Origin of the sequence: Pseudomonas antarctica, assembly GCF_001647715.1 — a bacterium.
Lineage (GTDB): Bacteria > Pseudomonadota > Gammaproteobacteria > Pseudomonadales > Pseudomonadaceae > Aquipseudomonas > Aquipseudomonas antarctica_A.
Map to the genome: position 1 here is coordinate 435,554 of NZ_CP015600.1, position 21,724 is coordinate 457,277.

16 protein-coding genes and 1 pseudogene are annotated in these 21,724 nt (G+C 60.7%); all 17 read left to right on the plus strand.

The features are described from left to right. The first annotated feature begins 21 nt into the window (after window positions 1-21). Window positions 22-1,479 carry a purine-cytosine permease family protein gene (locus A7J50_RS01740; protein ID WP_064450269.1) on the plus strand — a complete coding sequence of 486 codons (1,458 nt, stop codon included), beginning with the start codon at window positions 22-24 and terminating at the stop codon, window positions 1,477-1,479. Between the two features lie 69 nt (window positions 1,480-1,548). Then, window positions 1,549-2,514: an ABC transporter substrate-binding protein gene (locus tag A7J50_RS01745; RefSeq protein WP_064450270.1), complete on the plus strand. Its 966-nt coding sequence runs from the start codon at window positions 1,549-1,551 to the stop codon at window positions 2,512-2,514. Window positions 2,515-2,585: 71 nt separating this feature from the next. Beyond that, window positions 2,586-3,437, plus strand: a complete 852-nt coding sequence (locus tag A7J50_RS01750) for an ABC transporter permease (RefSeq protein ID WP_064450271.1) — start codon at window positions 2,586-2,588, stop codon at window positions 3,435-3,437. Next, window positions 3,434-4,258: a quaternary amine ABC transporter ATP-binding protein gene (locus A7J50_RS01755; protein ID WP_046034013.1), complete on the plus strand. Its 825-nt coding sequence runs from the start codon at window positions 3,434-3,436 to the stop codon at window positions 4,256-4,258. Before A7J50_RS01750 ends, A7J50_RS01755 begins: the two co-directional genes overlap by 4 nt. A gap of 136 nt (window positions 4,259-4,394) precedes the next feature. Then, window positions 4,395-5,918 (plus strand): HAL/PAL/TAL family ammonia-lyase, encoded by a 1,524-nt coding sequence (locus tag A7J50_RS01760; protein ID WP_064454839.1) that lies wholly within the window; start codon window positions 4,395-4,397, stop codon window positions 5,916-5,918. Between the two features lie 45 nt (window positions 5,919-5,963). Continuing rightward, window positions 5,964-7,502 (plus strand): histidine ammonia-lyase, encoded by a 1,539-nt coding sequence (gene hutH, locus A7J50_RS01765; RefSeq protein ID WP_156526246.1) that lies wholly within the window; start codon window positions 5,964-5,966, stop codon window positions 7,500-7,502. Between the two features lie 161 nt (window positions 7,503-7,663). Continuing rightward, a complete protein-coding gene (locus A7J50_RS01770) occupies window positions 7,664-9,073 on the plus strand; it encodes an amino acid permease (protein WP_064450272.1) in 1,410 nt (469 codons plus the stop codon). Between the two features lie 15 nt (window positions 9,074-9,088). Then, window positions 9,089-10,294, plus strand: a complete 1,206-nt coding sequence (gene hutI, locus A7J50_RS01775) for an imidazolonepropionase (RefSeq protein ID WP_064450273.1) — start codon at window positions 9,089-9,091, stop codon at window positions 10,292-10,294. Window positions 10,295-10,323: 29 nt separating this feature from the next. After that, window positions 10,324-11,124 (plus strand): N-formylglutamate deformylase, encoded by an 801-nt coding sequence (gene hutG / locus A7J50_RS01780; protein ID WP_064450274.1) that lies wholly within the window; start codon window positions 10,324-10,326, stop codon window positions 11,122-11,124. A gap of 258 nt (window positions 11,125-11,382) precedes the next feature. Beyond that, window positions 11,383-12,330, plus strand: a complete 948-nt coding sequence (gene choX, locus A7J50_RS01785; protein ID WP_064450275.1) for a choline ABC transporter substrate-binding protein — start codon at window positions 11,383-11,385, stop codon at window positions 12,328-12,330. A gap of 244 nt (window positions 12,331-12,574) precedes the next feature. Then, the gene (locus A7J50_RS01790) at window positions 12,575-13,504 is read left to right on the plus strand and encodes an alpha/beta hydrolase (protein ID WP_064450276.1); all 930 of its coding nucleotides are present in this window, start codon (window positions 12,575-12,577) and stop codon (window positions 13,502-13,504) included. Window positions 13,505-13,608: 104 nt separating this feature from the next. Next, window positions 13,609-14,580, plus strand: a complete 972-nt coding sequence (pip, locus tag A7J50_RS01795) for a prolyl aminopeptidase (protein WP_064450277.1) — start codon at window positions 13,609-13,611, stop codon at window positions 14,578-14,580. After that, window positions 14,577-15,014 (plus strand): D-aminoacyl-tRNA deacylase, encoded by a 438-nt coding sequence (dtd, locus tag A7J50_RS01800; RefSeq protein ID WP_064450278.1) that lies wholly within the window; start codon window positions 14,577-14,579, stop codon window positions 15,012-15,014. Before pip ends, dtd begins: the two co-directional genes overlap by 4 nt. Before the next feature lie 266 nt (window positions 15,015-15,280). Continuing rightward, window positions 15,281-17,065, plus strand: a complete 1,785-nt coding sequence (locus A7J50_RS01805; protein WP_064454841.1) for a glucan biosynthesis protein G — start codon at window positions 15,281-15,283, stop codon at window positions 17,063-17,065. Continuing rightward, window positions 17,058-19,645, plus strand: a pseudogene (gene mdoH, locus A7J50_RS01810) (glucans biosynthesis glucosyltransferase MdoH); the annotation flags it as partial. The gene A7J50_RS01805 and the pseudogene mdoH, both read left to right, overlap by 8 nt. A 169-nt stretch (window positions 19,646-19,814) precedes the next feature. Continuing rightward, the gene (locus A7J50_RS01815) at window positions 19,815-20,615 is read left to right on the plus strand and encodes a transporter substrate-binding domain-containing protein (protein ID WP_064450280.1); all 801 of its coding nucleotides are present in this window, start codon (window positions 19,815-19,817) and stop codon (window positions 20,613-20,615) included. Window positions 20,616-20,836: 221 nt separating this feature from the next. Continuing rightward, window positions 20,837-21,634 carry a transporter substrate-binding domain-containing protein gene (locus tag A7J50_RS01820; RefSeq protein ID WP_064450281.1) on the plus strand — a complete coding sequence of 266 codons (798 nt, stop codon included), beginning with the start codon at window positions 20,837-20,839 and terminating at the stop codon, window positions 21,632-21,634. Window positions 21,635-21,724 lie beyond the last annotated feature (90 nt).

Consider the following 21,724-nt stretch of genomic DNA (forward strand, 5'->3'; position numbering starts at 1 on the left):
TCCATCAGAGGTTGAACACACATGGCTGCAAATGACGCACGTGCAAGCACCACACCGTTGATCGAAAGGCGTTCGATCGACTACATCCCGGAAGCGGAAAGACACGGTCGTCTGTTCAGTCAGTTCACCCTATGGATGGGTGCCAACCTGCAAATCACCGCGATTGTCACCGGGGCCCTGGCCGTGGTGCTGGGCGGTGATGTGTTCTGGTCGTTGATCGGTCTGTTGATCGGCCAATTGATCGGTGGCGGTGTCATGGCGTTGCATGCGGCGCAAGGGCCGAAGCTTGGCCTGCCGCAGATGATCTCCAGCCGGGTACAGTTCGGTGTTTATGGCGCGGCCATCCCGATCGTGCTGGTCTGTTTGATGTACCTCGGCTTTACCGCGACCGGCACCGTACTGTCCGGCCAAGCGCTGGGCCAGTTGTTTGGCGTCAGCGACAGCGTCGGTATCCTTATTTTCGCCAGTGTCATTGTGCTGGTCACGGTGCTCGGTTACCGGGTGATCCATTGGATCGGTCGCGTCGCCAGCGTCATCGGTGTGGTTGCCTTCGTCTACCTGTTCAGCCGCCTGATCAGCCAGACCGACGTTGGCGCACTCCTGCAAATCCGTCACTTCAGTTGGAGCAGTTTTTTGCTGGCGGTGTCGCTCGCGGCCTCCTGGCAGATCGCTTTCGGCCCTTACGTGGCGGACTATTCACGTTACTTGCCGAGCAAGACGTCTTCGCTGAAAACCTTTCTCGCCGCTGGCGCGGGCTCGGTCATTGGTGCACAGGTAGCGATGATCCTCGGCGTGTTTGCCGCGGCCATGTCCAACGGGCAATTCGCAGGTCACGAAGTGGCTTACATCGTTGGTTTGAGTGGTACGGGTGCCACGGCTGCGCTGCTGTACTTCAGCATCGCTTTCGGCAAGGTCACCATCTCTACGCTGAACTCCTACGGCAGTTTCATGTGCATCGCGACCATCATCAGCGGCTTTCGGGGTCGCCTGGAGGTCACGCGTCTGCAACGCCTGGTCTTCGTGCTGGTCATTGTCGGTACTGCGACCCTGATCGCGTTGCTCGGCCAGCACTCGTTCCTCGGTGCTTTCAAGTCTTTCATCCTGTTCCTGCTGGCGTTCTTTACGCCCTGGAGTGCGATCAACCTGGTGGATTACTACTGCATCACCCGCGAGCGCTATGACGTGCCGGCGCTGGCCGACCCGAACGGTCGCTACGGTCGCTGGAACCTGCTCGGTATCAGCGTCTATGTCTTCGGCGTGCTGGTGCAATTGCCATTCATCTCCACCAAGTTCTACACCGGCCCGCTGGTGGCCGCGCTGGGTGATGTGGATATTTCCTGGATCATCGGTCTGGTACTTCCCGCAGCCCTCTATTACGTCTGTGCGAAAAAGTGGCACAGCGCAATTCCTGAACGACTGATCCTGCCGCGAGAGCAGGGCGCTGCACCAACGACAAACGGGCTGGCCGCACAAGCCTGATGGGACGTGGACAGGGCAGGACGCCTACTGACTGCCGTAATCCATTTCAAGATTGGGAGCGTCACAACAATGAAGATGAATAAAACCCTGCTGGCATCACTGTTTTCTGCAGGCTTGCTGGCTAGCGCCGGCGCCCAGGCGGCCGGTTGGTGCGAATCCGGCAAACCGGTGAAATTCGCCGGCCTGAACTGGGAAAGCGGCATGTTGCTCACCGACATCCTGCAAACCGTGCTGGAAAAAGGCTACGACTGCAAAACCGACAGCCTGCCGGGCAACTCCATCACCATGGAAAACGCCCTGAGCAGCAACGACATCCAGGTGTTTGCCGAAGAGTGGGTCGGCCGCAGCGAAGTCTGGAACAAGGCCGAGAAGGCCGGCAAAGTCGTCGGCGTCGGTGCCCCGGTTGTCGGTGCTGTCGAAGGCTGGTACGTGCCGCGTTACGTGATTGAAGGCGACGCCAAGCGCAAGCTGGAACCCAAGGCGCCGGACCTGAAAAACATCGCCGACCTGGCCAAATACGCTTCGGTGTTCAAGGATCAGGAAGAGCCATCCAAGGGCCGCTTCTACAACTGCCCGGCCGGCTGGACCTGTGAGCTGGACAACAGCGAAATGCTTAAAAGCTATGGCCTGGAAAGCACCTACACCAACTTCCGCCCAGGCACCGGCCCGGCGCTGGATGCGGCGGTGCTGTCGAGCTACAAGCGTGGCGAGCCGATCCTCTTTTATTACTGGTCACCCACCCCGCTGATGGGCCAGGTTGATCTGGTCAAGCTGGAAGAAAAACCCGGTGTGGATAAAACCGTGAGCATCAAGGTTGGCTTGTCCAAGACCTTCCACGAGCAAGCGCCGGAGCTGGTGGCCGTGCTGGAGAAGGTCAACCTGCCCATCGAACTGCTGAACCAGAACCTGGGCCGCATGGCCAAAGAGCGAATTGAGTCGCCAAAACTGGCGAAAATTTTCCTCAAGGAACATCCTGAAGTCTGGCACGCATGGGTGAGCGACGACGCAGCCAAGAAAATCGACGCGGCCTTGTAGGTTGAGCGTTCCCGGTTGCCCTCACAGGCAACCGGGCGCCCGGCCACAACCCACTGGATCGAGAGCACGCTATGTTTCCTGAGAGTTTTACGTTTTCCATCGCCGACTGGGTCAACGGTTGGGTGGACTCGCTGGTCACCAACTACGGCGATGTGTTCCGGCACATCTCCGATACCCTGCTGTGGGCCATCGTCAACCTGGAAGGGTTGCTGCGCGCGGCGCCCTGGTGGCTGATGCTGGCCATCGTCGGCGGGATCGCCTGGCACGCCACCCGCAAGGTGGTGACCACGGCGGTCATCGTCGGGTTGCTGTTCCTGGTGGGCGCGGTGGGCCTGTGGGACAAGCTGATGCAAACGCTCGCACTGATGATGGTCGCCACGGTGATCTCGGTGCTGATCGGCATTCCGCTGGGCATTCTGTCGGCACGCAGCAATCGCCTGCGTTCGGTGCTGATGCCGTTGCTCGACATCATGCAAACCATGCCCAGCTTCGTGTACCTGATTCCGGTGCTGATGCTGTTCGGCCTCGGCAAGGTGCCGGCGATTTTCGCCACGGTGATCTACGCCGCGCCGCCGCTGATTCGCCTGACGGATTTGGGCATTCGCCAAGTCGACGGCGAAGTCATGGAAGCCATCAATGCCTTCGGTGCCAACCGCTGGCAGCAACTGTTCGGCGTGCAACTGCCGCTGGCGCTGCCGAGTATCATGGCCGGGATCAACCAGACCACCATGATGGCGCTGTCGATGGTGGTGATCGCCTCGATGATCGGTGCCCGTGGCCTGGGTGAAGACGTCCTCGTCGGCATCCAGACCCTTAACGTTGGCCGTGGCCTCGAAGCCGGGCTGGCGATCGTGATTCTTGCAGTGGTCATCGACCGCATTACCCAGGCCTATGGTCGTCCACGGCATGAGGCGAACAAATGACTACTGTCAGCAAAATTGAAGTCAAGAACGTCTTCAAGATCTTCGGCAACCGCTCCAAGGAAGCGCTGGCGCTGGTTGGCCAGGGCAAGACCAAGGACCAGGTGCTGGCCGAGACCGGCTGCGTGGTCGGCGTGAACGACCTGTCCCTGAGCATCGGCACCGGCGAGATCTTTGTGATCATGGGGCTATCGGGCTCCGGCAAATCCACACTGGTGCGCCACTTCAACCGCCTGATCGACCCCACCAGCGGCGCGATCCTGGTGGACGGCGAAGATATCCTGCAACTGGACATGGAAGCCCTGCGCCAATTCCGTCGGCACAAGATCAGCATGGTGTTCCAGAGCTTCGGCCTGCTGCCCCACAAGAGTGTGCTCGACAACGTCGCCTACGGCTTGAAAGTGCGTGGCGAAACCAAGCAGGTCTGCGCCGAACGCGCGCTGCACTGGATCGAAACCGTGGGCCTCAAAGGCTACGAAAACAAATACCCGCACCAGCTTTCCGGCGGCATGCGCCAGCGTGTGGGCCTGGCCCGCGCCTTGGCGGCTGACACCGACATCATTCTGATGGACGAAGCCTTCAGTGCGCTCGACCCGCTGATCCGCGCCGAGATGCAGGACCAGTTGCTGGAGCTGCAAAAGACTTTGCACAAGACCATCGTGTTCATCACCCACGACCTCGACGAAGCCGTACGTATTGGCAACCGCATTGCGATCCTCAAGGACGGCAAGCTGATCCAGGTCGGCACGCCGCGCGAGATTCTGCATTCGCCGGCGGATGAGTATGTGGACCGGTTTGTTCAGCGGCGGGCGGCGGTGGTCTGATCCGGATTTTGTGGTGAGCCGGCTGGCCTCTTCGCGAGCAAGCCCGCTCCCACATTTGGAGTGCGGTCCCCTGTGGGAGCGGGCTTGCCCGCGAAGAGGCCGGTAAGGCTGCACAAGAATTGAAGAAGGTATGAAGATGTCCCAGGCAGCAAAAATCATCATCGCCGACGCCCCGATGCGCTGGCAGGACGTGGTCGCCGTGGCTCGTCACGGCGCAGTGCTCGAACTCTCGGGCCACGCCTGGGCGCGCATCGACAATGCCCAGGCCATCGTGCAGCGCATCGTCACCCGCGGTGAACGCGCCTATGGCGTGAACACCGGCCTGGGCGCGCTGTGCAATGTGTCGCTCAAGGGTGAGCAACTCAGCCAGCTGTCGCGCAATACCTTGCTGAGCCACGCCTGTGGCGTCGGCCCGGTGCTCCGCGACGAGCAGACCCGCGCGATTATTTGCGCGGCCATCATCAACTACAGCCACGGCAAATCCGGCCTGCATCCGCAGGTGGTGCATTCGTTGCTGGCACTGCTTAACCACGGCATCACGCCGCAAGTGCCGTCCCAGGGTTCGGTGGGTTACCTGACCCACATGGCCCACGTCGGCGTGGCCTTGCTCGGCGTTGGTAATGTGAGCTACCAGGGCCGCGTCGTCCCGGCGCAACAGGCCCTGAGCGCAGAAGGTTTGCAGCCGGTGGTGCTCGGCGCCAAGGACGGCCTGTGCCTGGTCAATGGCACGCCGTGCATGACCGGCCTGAGCTGCCTGGCCCTGGCCGATGCGCATCATTTGCTGCAATGGGCCGACGTAATCGGCGCCATGAGCTTCGAGGCCCAGCGCGGCCAGATCGACGCGTTTGACGAAGCCATCATCGCCCTCAAGCCGCACCCCGGCATGCAACACGTGGGTATCAACCTGCGCGCCTTGCTCGACGGCAGTGAAGTGATCGCCAGCAGCAAAGGTATTCGCACTCAGGATGCCTTGAGCATCCGCTCGATCCCGCAGATTCACGGCGCGGCGCGTGACCAGGTTGAACACGCCACGCGCCAGATCGAGACCGAACTCAACAGCGCCACCGACAACCCGCTGGTGCTCGGCACCCCGGACAACTACCGCGTGGTGTCCCAGGCCAACCCGCATGGGCAGTCCGTGGCGTTGGCGGCCGACATGCTCGCCATCGCCATGGCCGAAATCGGCTCCGTGGCCGAACGCCGCCTGGACCGCCTGATCAACCCGCATGTCAGCGGCTTGCCGGCGTTCCTGGTCAGCAACCCCGGGGTCAACTCCGGGATGATGATCGTGCAGTACGTCGCCGCCTCGCTGTGTGGGCAAAACCGCCAACTGGCGCAACCGGCGGTGCTCGACAACTTCGTCACCTCGGGCCTGCAGGAAGACCATCTGAGCATGGGCACCAATGCCGCGCTCAAGCTGCATCAGCTGTTGGCCAACGTCACCCAGATTCTCGCCATCGAGTACCTGCTGGCGGCCCAGGCGTTCGAGTTTCTCAAGGATCAGCGTTTCGGCGCAGGCACTGACAGCGCCTGGCGCTTGCTGCGTGAAAAGGTCCCGCCGTACGAACAGGACCGTTGGCTGGCGCCGGACATCGCGAGCGCCGCCGCGCTGCTCAACGACACCGCTTTGCTGCACCACGTATTACCGAATTTGCACTGAATACTTATTCAAAAGAAGTATTCACAAGAACAATTCACAAGGAGTATGAATGTGACTGCGCTAAATCTGATTCCAGGCCAACTGAGCCTCGCCCAACTGCGGGCCATCTACCAGCAGCCGGTAACCCTCAGCCTGGATGACAGCGCCACGGCGCAGATCGAAGCGAGTGTTGCCTGCGTGGAGCAGATTCTCGCCGAGAATCGCACCGCCTACGGCATCAACACCGGTTTCGGCCTGCTGGCCTCGACCCGCATCGCCTGCGAAGACCTGGAAAACCTCCAGCGTTCGCTGGTGCTGTCCCACGCTGCCGGCGTCGGTGAGCCGATCAGCGATGCGCTGGTGCGGCTGGTCATGGTGCTCAAGGTCAACAGCCTGAGCCGTGGCTTCTCCGGGATTCGCCGCCAGGTGATCGACGCGCTGATCGCGTTGATCAACGCCGAGGTGTACCCACACATCCCGCTCAAAGGTTCGGTCGGTGCATCCGGTGACCTGGCGCCATTGGCGCACATGTCGCTGGTGCTGCTGGGCGAAGGCAAGGCGCGCTACAAAGGCGAATGGCTGGAAGCCACCGAAGCGCTGAAAGTCGCCGGCCTGGCGCCGCTGACCCTCGCCGCCAAGGAAGGCCTGGCGCTGCTCAATGGCACCCAGGTGTCCACCGCGTACGCCCTGCGTGGCCTGTTCGAAGGCGAAGATTTGTTCGCCGGCGCACTCGCGTGTGGTGGCCTGACCGTGGAAGCCGTGCTGGGCTCGCGCTCGCCGTTCGATGCACGTATTCACGCGGCGCGTGGCCAACGTGGGCAGATCGATTCGGCTGCGGCCTATCGCGACCTGCTGGGCGAAAGCAGCCAGGTCTCCCAGTCGCACCAGAACTGCGACAAGGTGCAAGACCCGTACTCCCTGCGCTGCCAGCCGCAAGTCATGGGCGCCTGCCTGACTCAATTCCGCCAGGCCGCCGAAGTGCTGGTGGTAGAAGCCAACGCCGTGTCGGATAACCCGCTGGTGTTCGCAGCCGAAGGCGACGTGATCTCCGGCGGTAACTTCCACGCCGAACCGGTGGCCATGGCCGCGGATAACATGGCGCTGGCCATCGCTGAAATCGGCTCCCTGAGCGAGCGTCGTATCTCGCTGATGATGGACAAGCACATGTCGCAACTGCCGCCGTTCCTGGTGGGCAATGGCGGGGTGAACTCCGGCTTCATGATCGCCCAGGTGACGGCGGCAGCACTGGCCAGCGAGAACAAGGCGCTGTCCCATCCGCATAGCGTCGACAGCTTGCCGACATCGGCCAACCAGGAAGACCACGTGTCCATGGCCCCGGCTGCGGGCAAGCGTCTTTGGGAAATGGCTGAGAACACCCGTGGCATCCTCGCCGTTGAATGGCTGGCTGCCTGCCAGGGCCTGGACCTGCGCGACGGCCTGAAGACTTCGCCGAAGCTGGAAAAAGCCCGTGACATCCTGCGCGCCAAAGTGGGGTTCTACGACAAGGACCGCTTCTTTGCCCCGGACATCATCGCCGCCACGGAGCTGCTCGCCAGCCGCTGTCTGAATGAGCTGGTGCCGGTCAAGTTGCTGCCAAGCCTCTAAGCTCGCCGCTGTCCAATGTGGGAGCTGGCTTGCCTGCGATAGCGGTGTATCAGTCAAAGATGTATCAACTGACAGATAGCCATCGCAGGCAAGCCAGCTCCCACATTTTGAGCGTTCGCAGCTTTGAATTTTCTCGGGATAAAAATAACTAGGGAAGAGAAATGCACCAGCAAGAAAAGGGTTTGAAACGCGGGCTCAGCGCCCGACATATTCGCTTCATGGCACTCGGTTCCGCGATCGGCACCGGGTTGTTCTATGGCTCCGCCTCGGCCATCCAGATGGCGGGCCCAGCCGTCCTGCTGGCCTACCTGATTGGCGGTGCCGCGGTCTTCATGGTGATGCGCGCCCTCGGCGAAATGGCCGTGCATAACCCGGTGTCCGGCTCCTTCGGTCATTACGCCAGCACCTACCTGGGTCCCATGGCCGGGTTTATCCTCGGCTGGACCTACGCGTTTGAAATGATCATCGTCTGCCTCGCCGATGTCACCGCCTTCGGCATTTACATGGGCTTCTGGTTTCCTGAAGTCGCGCGTTGGGTGTGGGTGCTCGGCATCGTGTTTTTGATCGGCGGCCTGAACCTGTGCAGCGTCAAAGTGTTTGGCGAGATGGAGTTCTGGTTGTCGCTGCTCAAGGTTGGCGCCATTGTGGCGATGATCCTCGGCGGCTTCGGCATCATGTTGTTCGGCATCCACTCGGCGGGTGAGACTCAAGCCAGTGGCCTCAGCAACCTGTGGGCCCACGGCGGCTTCATGCCCAATGGCATCGGCGGCCTGATTGCCTCGTTCGCGGTGGTTATGTTTGCCTTCGGCGGCATCGAAATCATCGGCATCACCGCCGGTGAAGCCAAGGACCCGCAACGCGTTATCCCCAAGGCGATCAACGCGGTGCCGCTGCGCATCCTGTTGTTCTACGTGCTGACCCTGTTTGTGCTGATGGCGATTTACCCGTGGCCGCAGATCGGCAGCCAGGGCAGCCCGTTCGTACAGATCTTCAGCAACTTAGGGATAGGCTCGGCAGCGACCATCCTCAACATCGTGGTGATCTCGGCGGCGGTCTCGGCCATCAACAGTGACATCTTCGGCGCCGGCCGCATGATGTACGGCCTGGCCCAGCAAGGCCACGCGCCCAAGGGCTTTGCTCAGTTGTCCAAGCAAGGCGTGCCCTGGATGACCGTGGTGGTGATGGGCGCGGCGCTGCTTGGCGGCGTAGTGCTCAACTATCTCATCCCGGAAAACGTGTTCCTGCTGATCGCCTCGATTGCCACCTTCGCCACGGTGTGGGTGTGGTTGATGATTTTGTTCACTCAGGTCGCGATGCGCCGTTCGATGACCAAGGCGCAGGTCGCCGAGCTGAAATTCCCGGTACCGTTCTGGCCCTACGCGCCAGCGGCCGCCATTGTGTTCATGCTGTTCGTGTTTGGCGTGCTGGGTTACTTCCCGGACACCCAGGCCGCTTTGCTGGTCGGCGCCGTCTGGATCGTGCTGCTGGTGCTCGCCTACCTGCTGTGGGTCAAGCCCGCCGCAGGGCAAGCGGCCAAGGTCCATTACGACTCGGCTTTGTCTCATCGATAACTTAGGGAGGCGTTGATGAAAACGCTTTGGCAACACTGCCACGTCGCAACCATGGCCCATGGCAAATACTCGATCATCGAGGATGCCGCCATGGTCACAGCGGGTTCGCTCATCGAGTGGATCGGCCCCCGCAGCCAGGCGCCAGCGGCGGATTACGCCCAGGTGCATGACCTGCAAGGCGCGTGGGTCACCCCCGGGCTGATCGACTGCCACACCCACACAGTGTTCGGTGGCAATCGCAGCGGCGAATTCGAGCAGCGCCTGGAAGGCGTGAGCTACGCCGAAATCGCGGCCAAGGGCGGCGGTATTGCCAGCACCGTGCGCGCCACCCGTGCCGCCACTGAAGATGAACTGTTCACCAGCGCTCACAAGCGCCTGCGCAGTCTGCTGCGCGACGGCGTGACCACGGTGGAGATCAAATCCGGCTACGGCCTGGACCTGGCCAGCGAGCGCAAATTGCTGCGGGTGATTCGTCGCCTCGGCGAAGCGCTGCCGGTCAGCGTGCGTGCCACGTGCCTGGCGGCCCATGCGTTGCCGCCGGAGTACAAGGACCGCGCGGATGATTACATCGACCACATCTGCACCGAGATGCTGCCAGCCCTGGCAGCGGAGGGACTGGTGGACGCGGTGGATGCGTTCTGCGAATACCTGGCGTTTTCCCCGGAACAGGTGGAGCGGGTGTTTAAAGTCGCTCAGCAACTTGACCTGCCGGTGAAGCTGCACGCCGAACAACTGTCGTCGCTGCACGGCTCCAGCCTGGCCGCGCGTTACCACGCGTTGTCGGCGGACCATCTGGAATTCATGACCGAAGAAGATGCCATCGCCATGGCCGCTTCCGGCACCGTCGCGGTGCTGTTGCCGGGCGCGTTCTACTTCCTGCGCGAAACCCAGTTGCCGCCGATGGAGGCCTTGCGCAAACACGGCGTGAAGATCGCCATCGCCAGCGACCTCAACCCCGGCACCTCACCGGCGTTGTCGGTGCGCCTGATGCTGAACATGGCCTGCACCTTGTTCCGTATGACCCCTGAAGAAGCCCTGGCGGGCGCCACGCAACACGCGGCCACCGCGCTGGGCATGGGCGAGACCCATGGTTCGCTGGAGGTGGGCAAGGTCGCCGACTTTGTCGCCTGGCAGATTGATCGTCCCGCCGACCTGGCCTATTGGCTGGGCGGGGAGCTGGATAAACGCGTCGTGCGCCACGGCGTCGATGTCACTGTTTAAGGCTGCCTTTGTGAACGAGGAGTACCGCTGTGGATAAGGTTCTGAACTTCAAACAAGGCCGCGTACCGCTGCTGATCAGCATGCCCCACGCCGGCCTGCGCCTGACGCCCGCGGTGGAGGCCGGGTTGATCCCCGAGGCGCAAAGCCTGCCGGACACTGACTGGCACATCCCCACGCTGTATGACTTTGCCGAGGAGCTGGGCGCCAGCACCTTGTCGGCCGAGTACTCGCGGTTTGTCATCGACCTGAACCGGCCTTCGGACGACAAGCCGTTGTACGCCGGTGCCACCACCGGGCTGTACCCGGCGACGTTGTTCGACGGGGTGCCGTTGTTCCGCGAAGGCCTGGAGCCTTCCCCAGAGGAGCGCGCCACCTACCTGCAAAAGATCTGGGGCCCGTACCACCGCGCCCTGCAAGAAGAACTGGCGCGGCTCAAGGCTGAGTTTGGCTATGCATTGCTGTTTGATGCGCACTCGATTCGTTCGGTAATCCCGCACCTGTTCGACGGCAAGCTGCCGGACTTCAACCTCGGCACCTTCAACGGCGCTGCCTGTGACCCTGAACTGGCGAGCCAGTTGGAAGCCATCTGCGCCACGCATCCGCAGTACACCCATGTGCTGAACGGGCGCTTCAAGGGTGGGCATATTACCCGGCACTACGGCGACCCGGCGCAGGATATCCATGCCGTGCAATTGGAGTTGTGCCAGAGCGCTTATATGGAAGAGTTCGAGCCGTTTCGTTATCGGCCTGATCTGGCCGAGTCGACGCGGGTGGTGTTGAAGCAATTGCTGGAAGGGTTCCTGAACTGGGGGCAAAAGCACTACCGGTAATTTTCGGTGCTGCTGAAATAGCGTTCGCGAGCAAGTCGAACCGTCGCACCGCCGCTCTCACATTTTGATCGCATTCTCATGTTGGAACTCGATCAAGTGTGGGAGCGGGCTTGCCCGCGATGGCGGCCTCACGGTCGCCCCAGTGCAACTGCCGGTCGCCACAGGTCGTGTTAACAGAGGTCCCACTGGGTAAGGTTGTGAGTAGGGCGCGCCAGACGCCACTCCCCACAATAAAACCTGCCGAGTGAGACTTCTTTCATGAAAAGACCGTTCAACCGTTACCTGTTGACCCTCATCGGCGCCGCACTCCTGAGTGCACAAGCCATGGCCGCTGAACCGGCTTCCTGCAAAGCCGTGCGCATGGGCGTGGTCAGTTGGACCGACGTGATCGCGACCTCGGGCATGGCCGACGTGCTGCTCAACGGCCTGGGCTACGACAGCAAGCAGACCAGTGCAGTGCAGCAGATCATCTTTGCCGGCATCCGCGACAAGCGCCTGGATATCTTCCTCGGCTACTGGAAACCGGCGATGGACAACAATATCGCGCCGTTCGTGGCCGCCCAGCAGGTCAAGGTCTTCGACACGCCCAGCCTCTCTGACGCCCAGGCCACCCTGGCCGTGCCGCAATACGTGGCCGATGCCGGGTTGAAAACCTTTGCCGACATCGCCCGCTTCAAGGATAAATTGGGCGGTAAGATCTACGGTATCGAGCCCGGCAGCGGTGCCAATACCGATATCCAGAAAATGATCGACACCAACCACTTCGGCCTCGGCGACTTCAAGCTGGTCGCCTCTGGTGAGGCGGGCATGCTGGCGGCGGTGCAGCGTGCGGTGAATCGCAAGGAGTTCGTGGTGTTCGTCGGCTGGACCCCGCACCCGATGAACATCAATATGAAAATGGCCTACCTCACCGGCAGTGAAGATGTGTTTGGCGCTGATGAAGGTCGCGCGACCGTCTCTACCGTCACCGCGCCGGACTTCGCCGAGCGCTGCCCCAACGCCAACCGCTTGTTGGGGAACTTGACCTTCACCGCGGCCCAGGAAAGCCAGTTGATGGTGCCGATCATGGAGCGCCAGTCGCCGCAGGATGTGGCCAAGCAATGGCTGCGTGACCATCCTGAGGATTTGCAGCGCTGGTTGGCCGGGGTGACGGCGTTTGATGGCAGCGATGGTATGGCGGCCGTACACGCCAGCCTCAAACCCTGAACCGTACGCGCCAGACCTAATAATAGAGCGCAAATGTGGGAGCCGGGCTTGCCCGCGATGGCGGAGTCTCAGGCAGTGAACGGGTGGCTGATACACCGCTATCGCAGGCAAGCCAGCTCCCACATTTGATTTCATCGCCAGGGATATTTGCGTGCGCCAGGCAGCTTACCTGGCGACTGACCCACCGCTTTCGCGAGCAAGCCCGCTCCCACATTTGGATCACCATCGTTTGGGATATTTGCGCATGTATCCGATTTCTCCGCAGCTTGCAGCCTTCGTCACACACACCGAATCCTTCAGCAGCGACGACTCATCGCTGGTGGGGTTGCGCCGGAATTACGACCGGATGTGCCAGGCATTCACCCCGCCGAAGCCGGAAGGGCTGCAAGTCTGGGACTATTCTCTCGGCGGTGTGAGCGTGCGCAGCTATCTTCCCACCACACCCACCCCGCCCGAGGGCTGGCCGTGCCTGCTCTATATGCACGGCGGCGGCTGGGTGGTCGGTGGGCTGGATTCCCATGACTTCATTTGCTTCGAGTTGGCAGATGCGTTGCAGGTGCTGGTGATCGCCATCGATTATCGCCTGGCCCCCGAACACCCGTTCCCGGCGGCTTACGAGGATTGCCGCGCGGTGTGGCAGGCGATCCAGGCAGGCGAGGGGCCGCACGCCATCCACCTGCAGCGCCTGGCGGTGATCGGTGACAGCGCGGGCGGCAACCTGGCTGCGGCGCTGTGCCTGGGCTTGCGCGATGACGGCCAGCCGCTGCCTCTGGCTCAAGTGCTGATTTATCCGGGGTTGGGCGGCGCGTCTGATTTGCCGTCGCGCCGTGATTGCATGGATGCGCCGCTGCTTAGCACTGCCGACACCGACTGCTACCTGGCGCTCTACCTGCTGGGCGCCGGCAATCCGTCGGCCTATGCCATGCCACTGCTGGCCGAGAATTTCAGCGGTTTGCCCAAGGCATTGATCGCCGTGGCCCAGTTCGACCCGCTGCGCGATGACGGCATGCTCTACGCCGAACGCCTGCAAGCGGCGGGCGTGTCCGCCGTGCTGTATCCGGGCAAGGGTCTGGTCCACGGCTGCTTGCGCGCGCGCGGCCAAGTGCCGGAGGTGGATCAACTGTACAACTATCTGCTGCATTACCTGAGGAGCGAAGGGCTGACACAGGTCTAAGCGCTCAAGGACATGCTCATTGCACAATTCGGGTTTATGATGCCAGACGGCAAAAAATAATAGACGTCCCCCCAGGGATGAACCGACACCCTACGGAGCGCGCAATGCAGACTTGGTACCCGCAGATCAAACCCTACGCCCGGCACGATCTGGCAGTCGATGACACCCACACGCTGTATGTCGATGAAAGTGGCTCCCCCGAAGGCTTGCCCGTCGTCTTCATTCATGGAGGCCCTGGCTCCGGTTGCGACGCCCAGAGCCGCTGCTATTTTGATCCGAACCTTTACCGCATCGTTACCTTTGACCAGCGTGGCTGCGGGCGCTCCACCCCTCGCGCGAGCCTGGAAAACAACACCACTTGGGACTTGGTCGCCGACCTTGAGCGCATCCGCGAGCACCTGGGCATCGAAAAATGGGTGCTGTTCGGCGGCTCCTGGGGTTCGACCCTTTCCCTGGCCTACGCACAAAGCCATCCTGAGCGTGTGCATGGCTTGATCCTGCGCGGCATCTTCCTGGCTCGCCCGCAAGACATCCACTGGTTCTACCAGGAAGGTGCGAGCCGCATGTTCCCCGATTACTGGCAGGACTACCTTGCACCGATCCCGGCGGATGAGCGCCACAACATGGTTGCGGCCTACCATAAGCGCCTGACCGGCAACGACCAGATCGCCCAGATGCACGCCGCCAAAGCCTGGTCCGGCTGGGAAGGCCGTATGCTGGGCCTGTGCCCGAGCCCGCAGCATGTCGAGCGTTTTTCCGAGCCGCAGCGCGCGCTGTCCATTGCGCGTATCGAGTGCCACTACTTCACCAACGACTCCTTCCTGGAGCCTAACCAGCTGATTCGCGACATGCACAAGATCGCCCATCTGCCTGGCGTAATCATTCATGGCCGCTACGATATGATCTGCCCGCTGGACAATGCCTGGGAGCTGCATCAGGCGTGGCCCAACAGTGAGCTGCAAGTGATCCGCGAAGCGGGCCATGCCGCGTCCGAACCCGGCATTACCGATGCGTTGGTGCGCGCGACCGGCGAGATGGCACGTCGCCTGCTTGATCTGCCGCCAGAAGAAGCATGAAGGGCCTGTTGCAGCGGGTGCGTGGCGCCCGGGTCGAAGTTGCGGGCGACGTCGTAGGGGCAATTGACCAGGGTTTGTTGGTGCTGGTAGCCGTCGAACCTTCAGATACGCCCGAGAGCGCCGACAAACTGTTGCACAAGCTGCTTAACTACCGTGTATTCAGCGACGACGAGGGCAAAATGAACTTGTCCTTGAAGGATATCGGTGGCGGTTTGTTGCTGGTGTCGCAGTTCACCCTGGCGGCGGATACCAAAAGCGGGCTGCGGCCGAGCTTCTCCACGGCGGCGCCTCCGGCACTCGGAGCAGCGCTTTTTGAACACTTGTTGTTACAAGCGCAACAATTGCATGGCAAGGTGGCGTCAGGGCGTTTTGGCGCGGATATGCAGGTGCATTTGGTCAATGATGGCCCTGTGACCTTCCTCTTACAGACATGAATGTATTAAAAACGACTTTAATGCCTAAAAACGCAGGGTTTCGCTACAAATACTTCGTTGTCCCTGATGCGTTGTTTCGCGGGCTACTAGATAATCGCGCGCTACGGGGATCAGCGTTGTTTGGTCCATTTTTGACTTAGGTAGAGACTTGTCCGGCGACCATTGGGGAATCATTTTGACCCAGGGGAGTCGGAACAATGCTCGCCAACCTGGCATATAGATAGCTGGCCGTTGGTTTTTTGATCTGTTTTCGGCGAGGGTTGCTCGTGATTGTTAGTCCCTGTAATGCACCAAAATTGTCTGCCAAACGGTTACGAAACGCACTGGTAACGGGCTCTGCCCTGTTTTGCCTGTTCGGCGCGGGTCAACTGTGGGCATTCAGTCTGGATGATGTGTCGGCCAAGGCAAAAGAGCTGGCCGGGCAGAAATACGAAGCTCCGCGCAGCAATCTGCCGAACGAATTTCGCGAAATGAAATTCGCCGACTATCAGAAGATTCGTTTCCGTAACGAAAAAGCCGAATGGGCCGACCAGAACACGCCGTTCAAACTGTCCTTCTATCACCAGGGCATGCACTTCGACACGCCGGTGAAAATCAACGAAGTGACCACCGACAGCGTTCATGAAATCAAATACGACCCGACTCGTTTCGATTTCGGCGACGTGAAATATGATCCAAAGTCCACCGAACAACTGGGTTACGCCGGTTTCCGTGTGCTTTACCCGATCAACAAAGACGACAAGCAAGACGAAATCATGACCATGCTCGGCGCCAGCTACTTCCGCGTCGTCGGCAAAGGCCAGTCCTATGGTCTGTCCGCCCGTGGCATGGCGATCGACACTGCATTGCCGTCCGGTGAAGAGTTCCCGCGTTTCACCGAGTTCTGGATCGAGCGTCCAAAACCGGGCGAAAAACAGCTGGTGATCTTCGCCTTGCTGGATTCGCCACGCGCGACCGGCGCCTATCGCCTGACCCTGCGCCCTGGCACCGACACCGTTGTCGACGTCAAATCGCAGATGTTCCTGCGCGACAAGGTCACCAAGCTGGGCATTGCCCCGTTGACCAGCATGTACCTGTTCGGCGCCAACCAGCCGTCGAAAGTGCTTAATTACCGTCGTGAACTGCACGACTCCAGCGGTCTGTCGATCCATGCCGGCAACGGCGAGTGGATCTGGCGCCCACTGAACAACCCTAAACACTTGTCTGTCAGTAACTTCAGCGTCGAGAACCCGCGTGGTTTCGGCTTGCTGCAGCGTGGCCGCGACTTCAGCCATTACGAAGACCTGGACGACAACTACGACAAGCGCCCAAGCGCCTGGATCGAGCCTGAAGGCGACTGGGGCAAGGGTTCCGTCGACCTGGTAGAGATTCCGACCGCCGACGAAACCAACGACAACATCGTTGCGTTCTGGAGCCCGGCCGAGCTGCCGAAAGTCGGCGAGCCGCTGGACGTCAGCTACCGCCTGCACTGGACCATGGACGAAAAAGCCCTGCACCCGGCCGACAGCGCCTGGGTCAAGCAAACCCTGCGTTCCACGGGTGACGTGAAGCAATCCAACCTGATCCGTCAGCCTGACGGCAGCGTGGCTTACCTGGTGGACTTCGAGGGCCCGGCCCTGAAGAACCTGCCTGCGGATGCCCCGGTTCGCAGCCAGGTGAGTGTTGGCGACAACGCCGAAATCGTTGAAAACAGTGTGCGCTACAACGAGCACACCAAAGGCTGGCGCCTGACCCTGCGCATGAAGATCAAGGACGCAGGCAAGCCGACCGAAATGCGTGCCGCACTGGTTGAGGACATCGTGAAACCTGAGCCTGAGAAGGTCTCGACCCAGGTGCTCAAAGCCGACAAGCTTTTGGCCAAGCAACACGAGAAACAGGCCAAGAAAGAAGCTAAAGAAGCTAAAGAAGCTAAAGACGCGAAAGACGCGAAAGACAAGGAAGCTAAGCAGCCAGACGCTGCCTCAGCCACTCCACTCTCTAACCCAGATCAGGCCAAGACAGAACATGTCCTGACCGAGACCTGGAGCTATCAGTTGCCTGCCGATGAGTAATTCTCAAGTTACGCCCGAGACTCTGTCCGAGTACCTGGCGCACCTCCCGATGACCGCAGAGCAGCGCGCCGAACTGGCGGGCTGCACTTCCTTCAGCGAGCTGCACCAACGTTTGTCGTCCGCAACCTTCGACGCACCTTCCGACGCTGCCCAAGCGTCGGTTGGCCGTCGGCTGACCCTCAACACCGCTGAAGAGCTGCAAGATGCGGAAATGCTGGCGCTCGACGCCAGTGGCCGTGTTTGCCTGAAAGCCACGCCGCCGATCCGTCGGACCAAAGTGGTGCCCGAGCCTTGGCGTACCAACATCCTGGTGCGCGGTTGGCGCCGGATGACCGGTCGCACCAACCCTCCGGCCCCGCCGAAGGACGAGCGTGTATTGCCAGCGGCTCGCTGGCGTACCGTGGGTTCGATCCGTCGCTATATCTTGCTGGTGCTGATGCTCGGCCAGACCATCGTCGCCGGCTGGTACATGAAAGGCATCATGCCGTACCAGGGCTGGTCGCTGGTCGACTTCGACGAGGTTCGCAATCAGACCCTGCTGCAAACCGCCACCCAGGTACTGCCTTACGCCCTGCAAACCAGCATCCTGATCATGTTCGGGATCTTGTTCTGCTGGGTGTCGGCCGGTTTCTGGACCGCGCTGATGGGCTTTCTCGAATTGCTCACCGGTCACGATAAATACCGGATCTCCGGTAAAAGTGCCGGGGACGAGCCGATTCCGAAAGATGCCCGTACAGCGTTGGTGATGCCGATCTGCAACGAAGACGTGCCCCGGGTATTTGCCGGTCTGCGCGCGACGTTTGAATCGGTAGCCGCCACGGGCGACCTGGATCGCTTCGATTTCTTCGTCCTCAGTGACAGTAACGAAGCCGACATCTGCATCGCCGAACAGCAAGCCTGGCTCGACGTGTGCCGCGAAGCGGGTGGTTTCGGCAAGATCTTCTATCGCCGTCGTCGCCGTCGCGTAAAGCGCAAGAGCGGCAACCTCGACGACTTCTGCCGTCGTTGGGGCGGTGACTACAAATACATGGTGGTGCTCGACGCCGACAGCGTGATGAGCGGCGAATGCCTGACCAGCCTGGTGCGCCTGATGGAAGCCACGCCGGATGCCGGGATTATCCAGACCGCGCCACGTGCGTCGGGCATGGACACCCTGTATGCGCGCATGCAGCAATTCGCCACTCGCGTGTACGGCCCGCTGTTTACGGCCGGTCTGCACTTCTGGCAGTTGGGTGAGTCGCACTACTGGGGCCACAACGCCATTATCCGCATGAAGCCCTTTATCGAGCACTGCGCCCTCGCGCCGTTGCCGGGTAAAGGTGCGTTTGCCGGTGCGATTCTTTCCCACGACTTCGTTGAAGCAGCGCTGATGCGCCGTGCCGGTTGGGGCGTGTGGATTGCCTACGACCTGCCGGGCAGCTATGAAGAGCTGCCGCCGAACCTGCTGGATGAACTCAAGCGTGACCGTCGCTGGTGCCACGGTAACCTGATGAACTTCCGCCTGTTCCTGGTAAAAGGCATGCACCCGGTGCACCGCGCGGTGTTCCTGACTGGCGTGATGTCCTACCTGTCGGCGCCGCTGTGGTTCTTCTTCCTGGTGTTGTCGACGGCGTTGCTGGCGGTGAACACCCTGATGGAGCCGCAGTACTTCATGGCGCCACGCCAGTTGTACCCGCTGTGGCCGCAATGGCATCCGGACAAGGCTGTGGCGCTGTTCTCCACCACCATTGTGCTGCTGTTCCTGCCTAAATTGCTGAGCATCATCCTGATCTGGGCCAAGGGCGCGAAAGAGTTCGGTGGCAAGTTCAAGGTGACCTTGTCGATGCTGCTGGAGATGCTGTTCTCCATGCTGCTGGCGCCGGTGCGGATGATCTTCCACACCCGTTTCGTGCTCGCCGCGTTCCTCGGCTGGGCTGCGACCTGGAACTCGCCGCAGCGTGACGACGATTCCACGCCATGGAGCGAGGCCGTCAAGCGCCACGGTCCACAAACCCTGCTCGGCTTCCTGTGGGCGCTGTTGGTGGTGTGGTTGAACCCAAGCTTCTTGTGGTGGCTGATCCCGATCGTGGGTTCGCTGATGCTGTCGATTCCAGTGTCGGTGATTTCCAGCCGGGTCAAGCTGGGCCTCAAGTCCCGCGACGAGAGCCTGTTCCTGATCCCCGAGGAATACAATCCGCCGCAAGCCCTGTTGTCGACCGAGAAGTACACCCACGAAAACCGTTGGCACGCCCTCAATGACGGGTTTGTGCGTTCGGTGGTCGACCCGCAGCAAAACGCCTTGGCCTGCGCTCTGGCGACCTCGCGTCACCGTGAGGCGGAGCCGATCGAGCACCTGCGTCAGGAGCGTGTTCGCCACGCGTTGAAAGTCGGCCCTGCCGGCCTCAACAACGGCGAGCGCCTGGCGCTGCTCAGTGACCCGGTGGCCCTGGCTCGTCTGCACCAGCAGGTGTGGAGCGAAGGCCACGCCGAGTGGCTCGGCGCTTGGCGTGAATCGATCAAAGCTGATCCGCACGCGCCATTGCTGCCGCTGCAACCGCTGTCGTCCCAGGCCCAACTGGCCTGATTCAGACGCCCCCGAGGGCTCACCTCGGGGGTGTTCGAAGCGCTGGTCCTACAGCGTTTCACGCTTCTTCCTCTTAGCCCTAACCCCTTGTTATTTCGAAACAAAATACCTTTGTTCGAGACGTATTGTCGTGCCTTTTGCTGGGGTAGCATCGCCCCCCACATTGACGAGGCCGCAGGGGGATTCATGATCAAAAGGTATTGTTCGGCGTGGCTGATCGGCGTTGTCGCATTGGCATATACCGGCTGGGTGAATGCCGGCGTCCTAGATGATGCCGTTCGGCGTGGAGTGCTTAAAGTCGGCACCACGCCCACCTACGTGCCCTTTCAAATGATGGACAAGCAGGGGCGCATCGTAGGCTTTGAGATCGACTTGCTCCAGGCGATGAGCCATGCCTTGGGCGTCGAGCTGGAACTGGTGGCGGTGCCCTATACCGAGTTGTTGCCGGGGCTGATGGCGAAAAAGTTTGATCTGATTGGCAGTGGTATGACGGTGACCCAGGAGCGCAATCTCAAGCTGAATTTCAGCGACTCCTTTATCGTGGTGGGCCAGACCGTACTGCTGCATCCGAGCCTTGCCGGCAAGGTTTCCAGCATAGAAGACCTGGATGAGGCGGGTTACCGGATCGTCGCCATTGAAGGCACCACGGGGGAAGCCGCGGCGCAACGTTTTCTGGGCGCCGCTCGCCTGCGCAGTTTCGCCACCCCGGAAGAAGGCGTGCGGCAGGTGGTGGAGGGCAAGGCCGATGCTTTCATTCATGACGCACCCTACAACCTGATTGCGATGGCCAGGCCGGAAAACCACACACTTTTTGCACTTGAGCAGCCGTTTACCTTTGAGCCCCTGGCATTCGGCCTGAAGAAAGGTGATTACGACAGCCTTAACTGGATCAATCATTTCCTCAATCAAATAGCGCAGGATGGCACTTACGATCGGCTCCATGACAAGTGGTTCAAGGACACCGCCTGGGTCGGGGAGATGGACTGATCGTCATAACTGCTTACACATCAATCAGTTGCCGATCCTCTCTGCAGACGTGTCTATCCCCCGTGTTTCGCTGCACCGTTGTGGGGCTTTTCCGACATACCCCGATAACATTTACCCGTGAAACCTTTGTGACGGGGAGCGAGTGGGTTAGGATCGCACCCCGAAATGGTGCAGCCCTTTTGCGCGCCGACCTTACAAGAAATCGTTCAGGGGACTTGATGATGAAAAAGTATCTTTCGAGGCTGATGCTCGGCGTCACCGCGCTGGTCGCCGTCACTGCAGCGCACGCTGGCGCCATCGACGATGCGGTCAAGCGCGGCACGCTGAAGGTCGGCATGGACCCGACCTACATGCCGTTCGAAATGACAGACAAGCGCGGTGAAATCATCGGTTTCGAAGTCGACATCCTCAAGGCCATGGCCAAGTCCATGGGCGTCAAACTGGAGCTGGTGTCCACCGGTTATGACGGCATCATCCCTGCGTTCCTGACCGGCAAGTTCGACATGATCGGCAGCGGCATGACCCTGACCCAGGAACGTAACCTGCGCCTGAACTTCAGCGAACCCTTCATCGTGGTTGGCCAGACGTTGCTGATTCGCAAAGACCTGGAAGGCACCATCAAGTCCTACAAAGACCTGAACGACGAGAAATACCGCCTGACCTCCAAGCTCGGCACCACGGGTGAGATGATCGCCAAAAAGATGATTTCCAAAGCCAAGTACCACGGCTATGACAATGAGCAGGAAGGCGTGCTGGACGTGGTCAATGGCAAGGCCGATGCCTTTGTGTATGACGCTCCGTACAACGTGGTTGCCGAGAAAAAAGTCGGCAACGGCAAGCTGGTGTTCCTGGACGAGCCCTTCACCTTCGAACCGTTGGCATTCGGCCTGAAAAAGGGCGATTACGACAGCCTCAACTACATCAACAACTTCCTGCACCAGATCCGTAACGACGGCACCTACGATCGTATCCATGACAAGTGGTTCAAGAGCTCCGAGTGGCTCAAGGACATGGAATAAGCCAGTCTGAATACCGAGTCGCGCCTTTCGCGAGCAAGCCCGCTCCCACACTTGACCGAGTTCAAACATGAGAATGCGGTCAAAATGTGG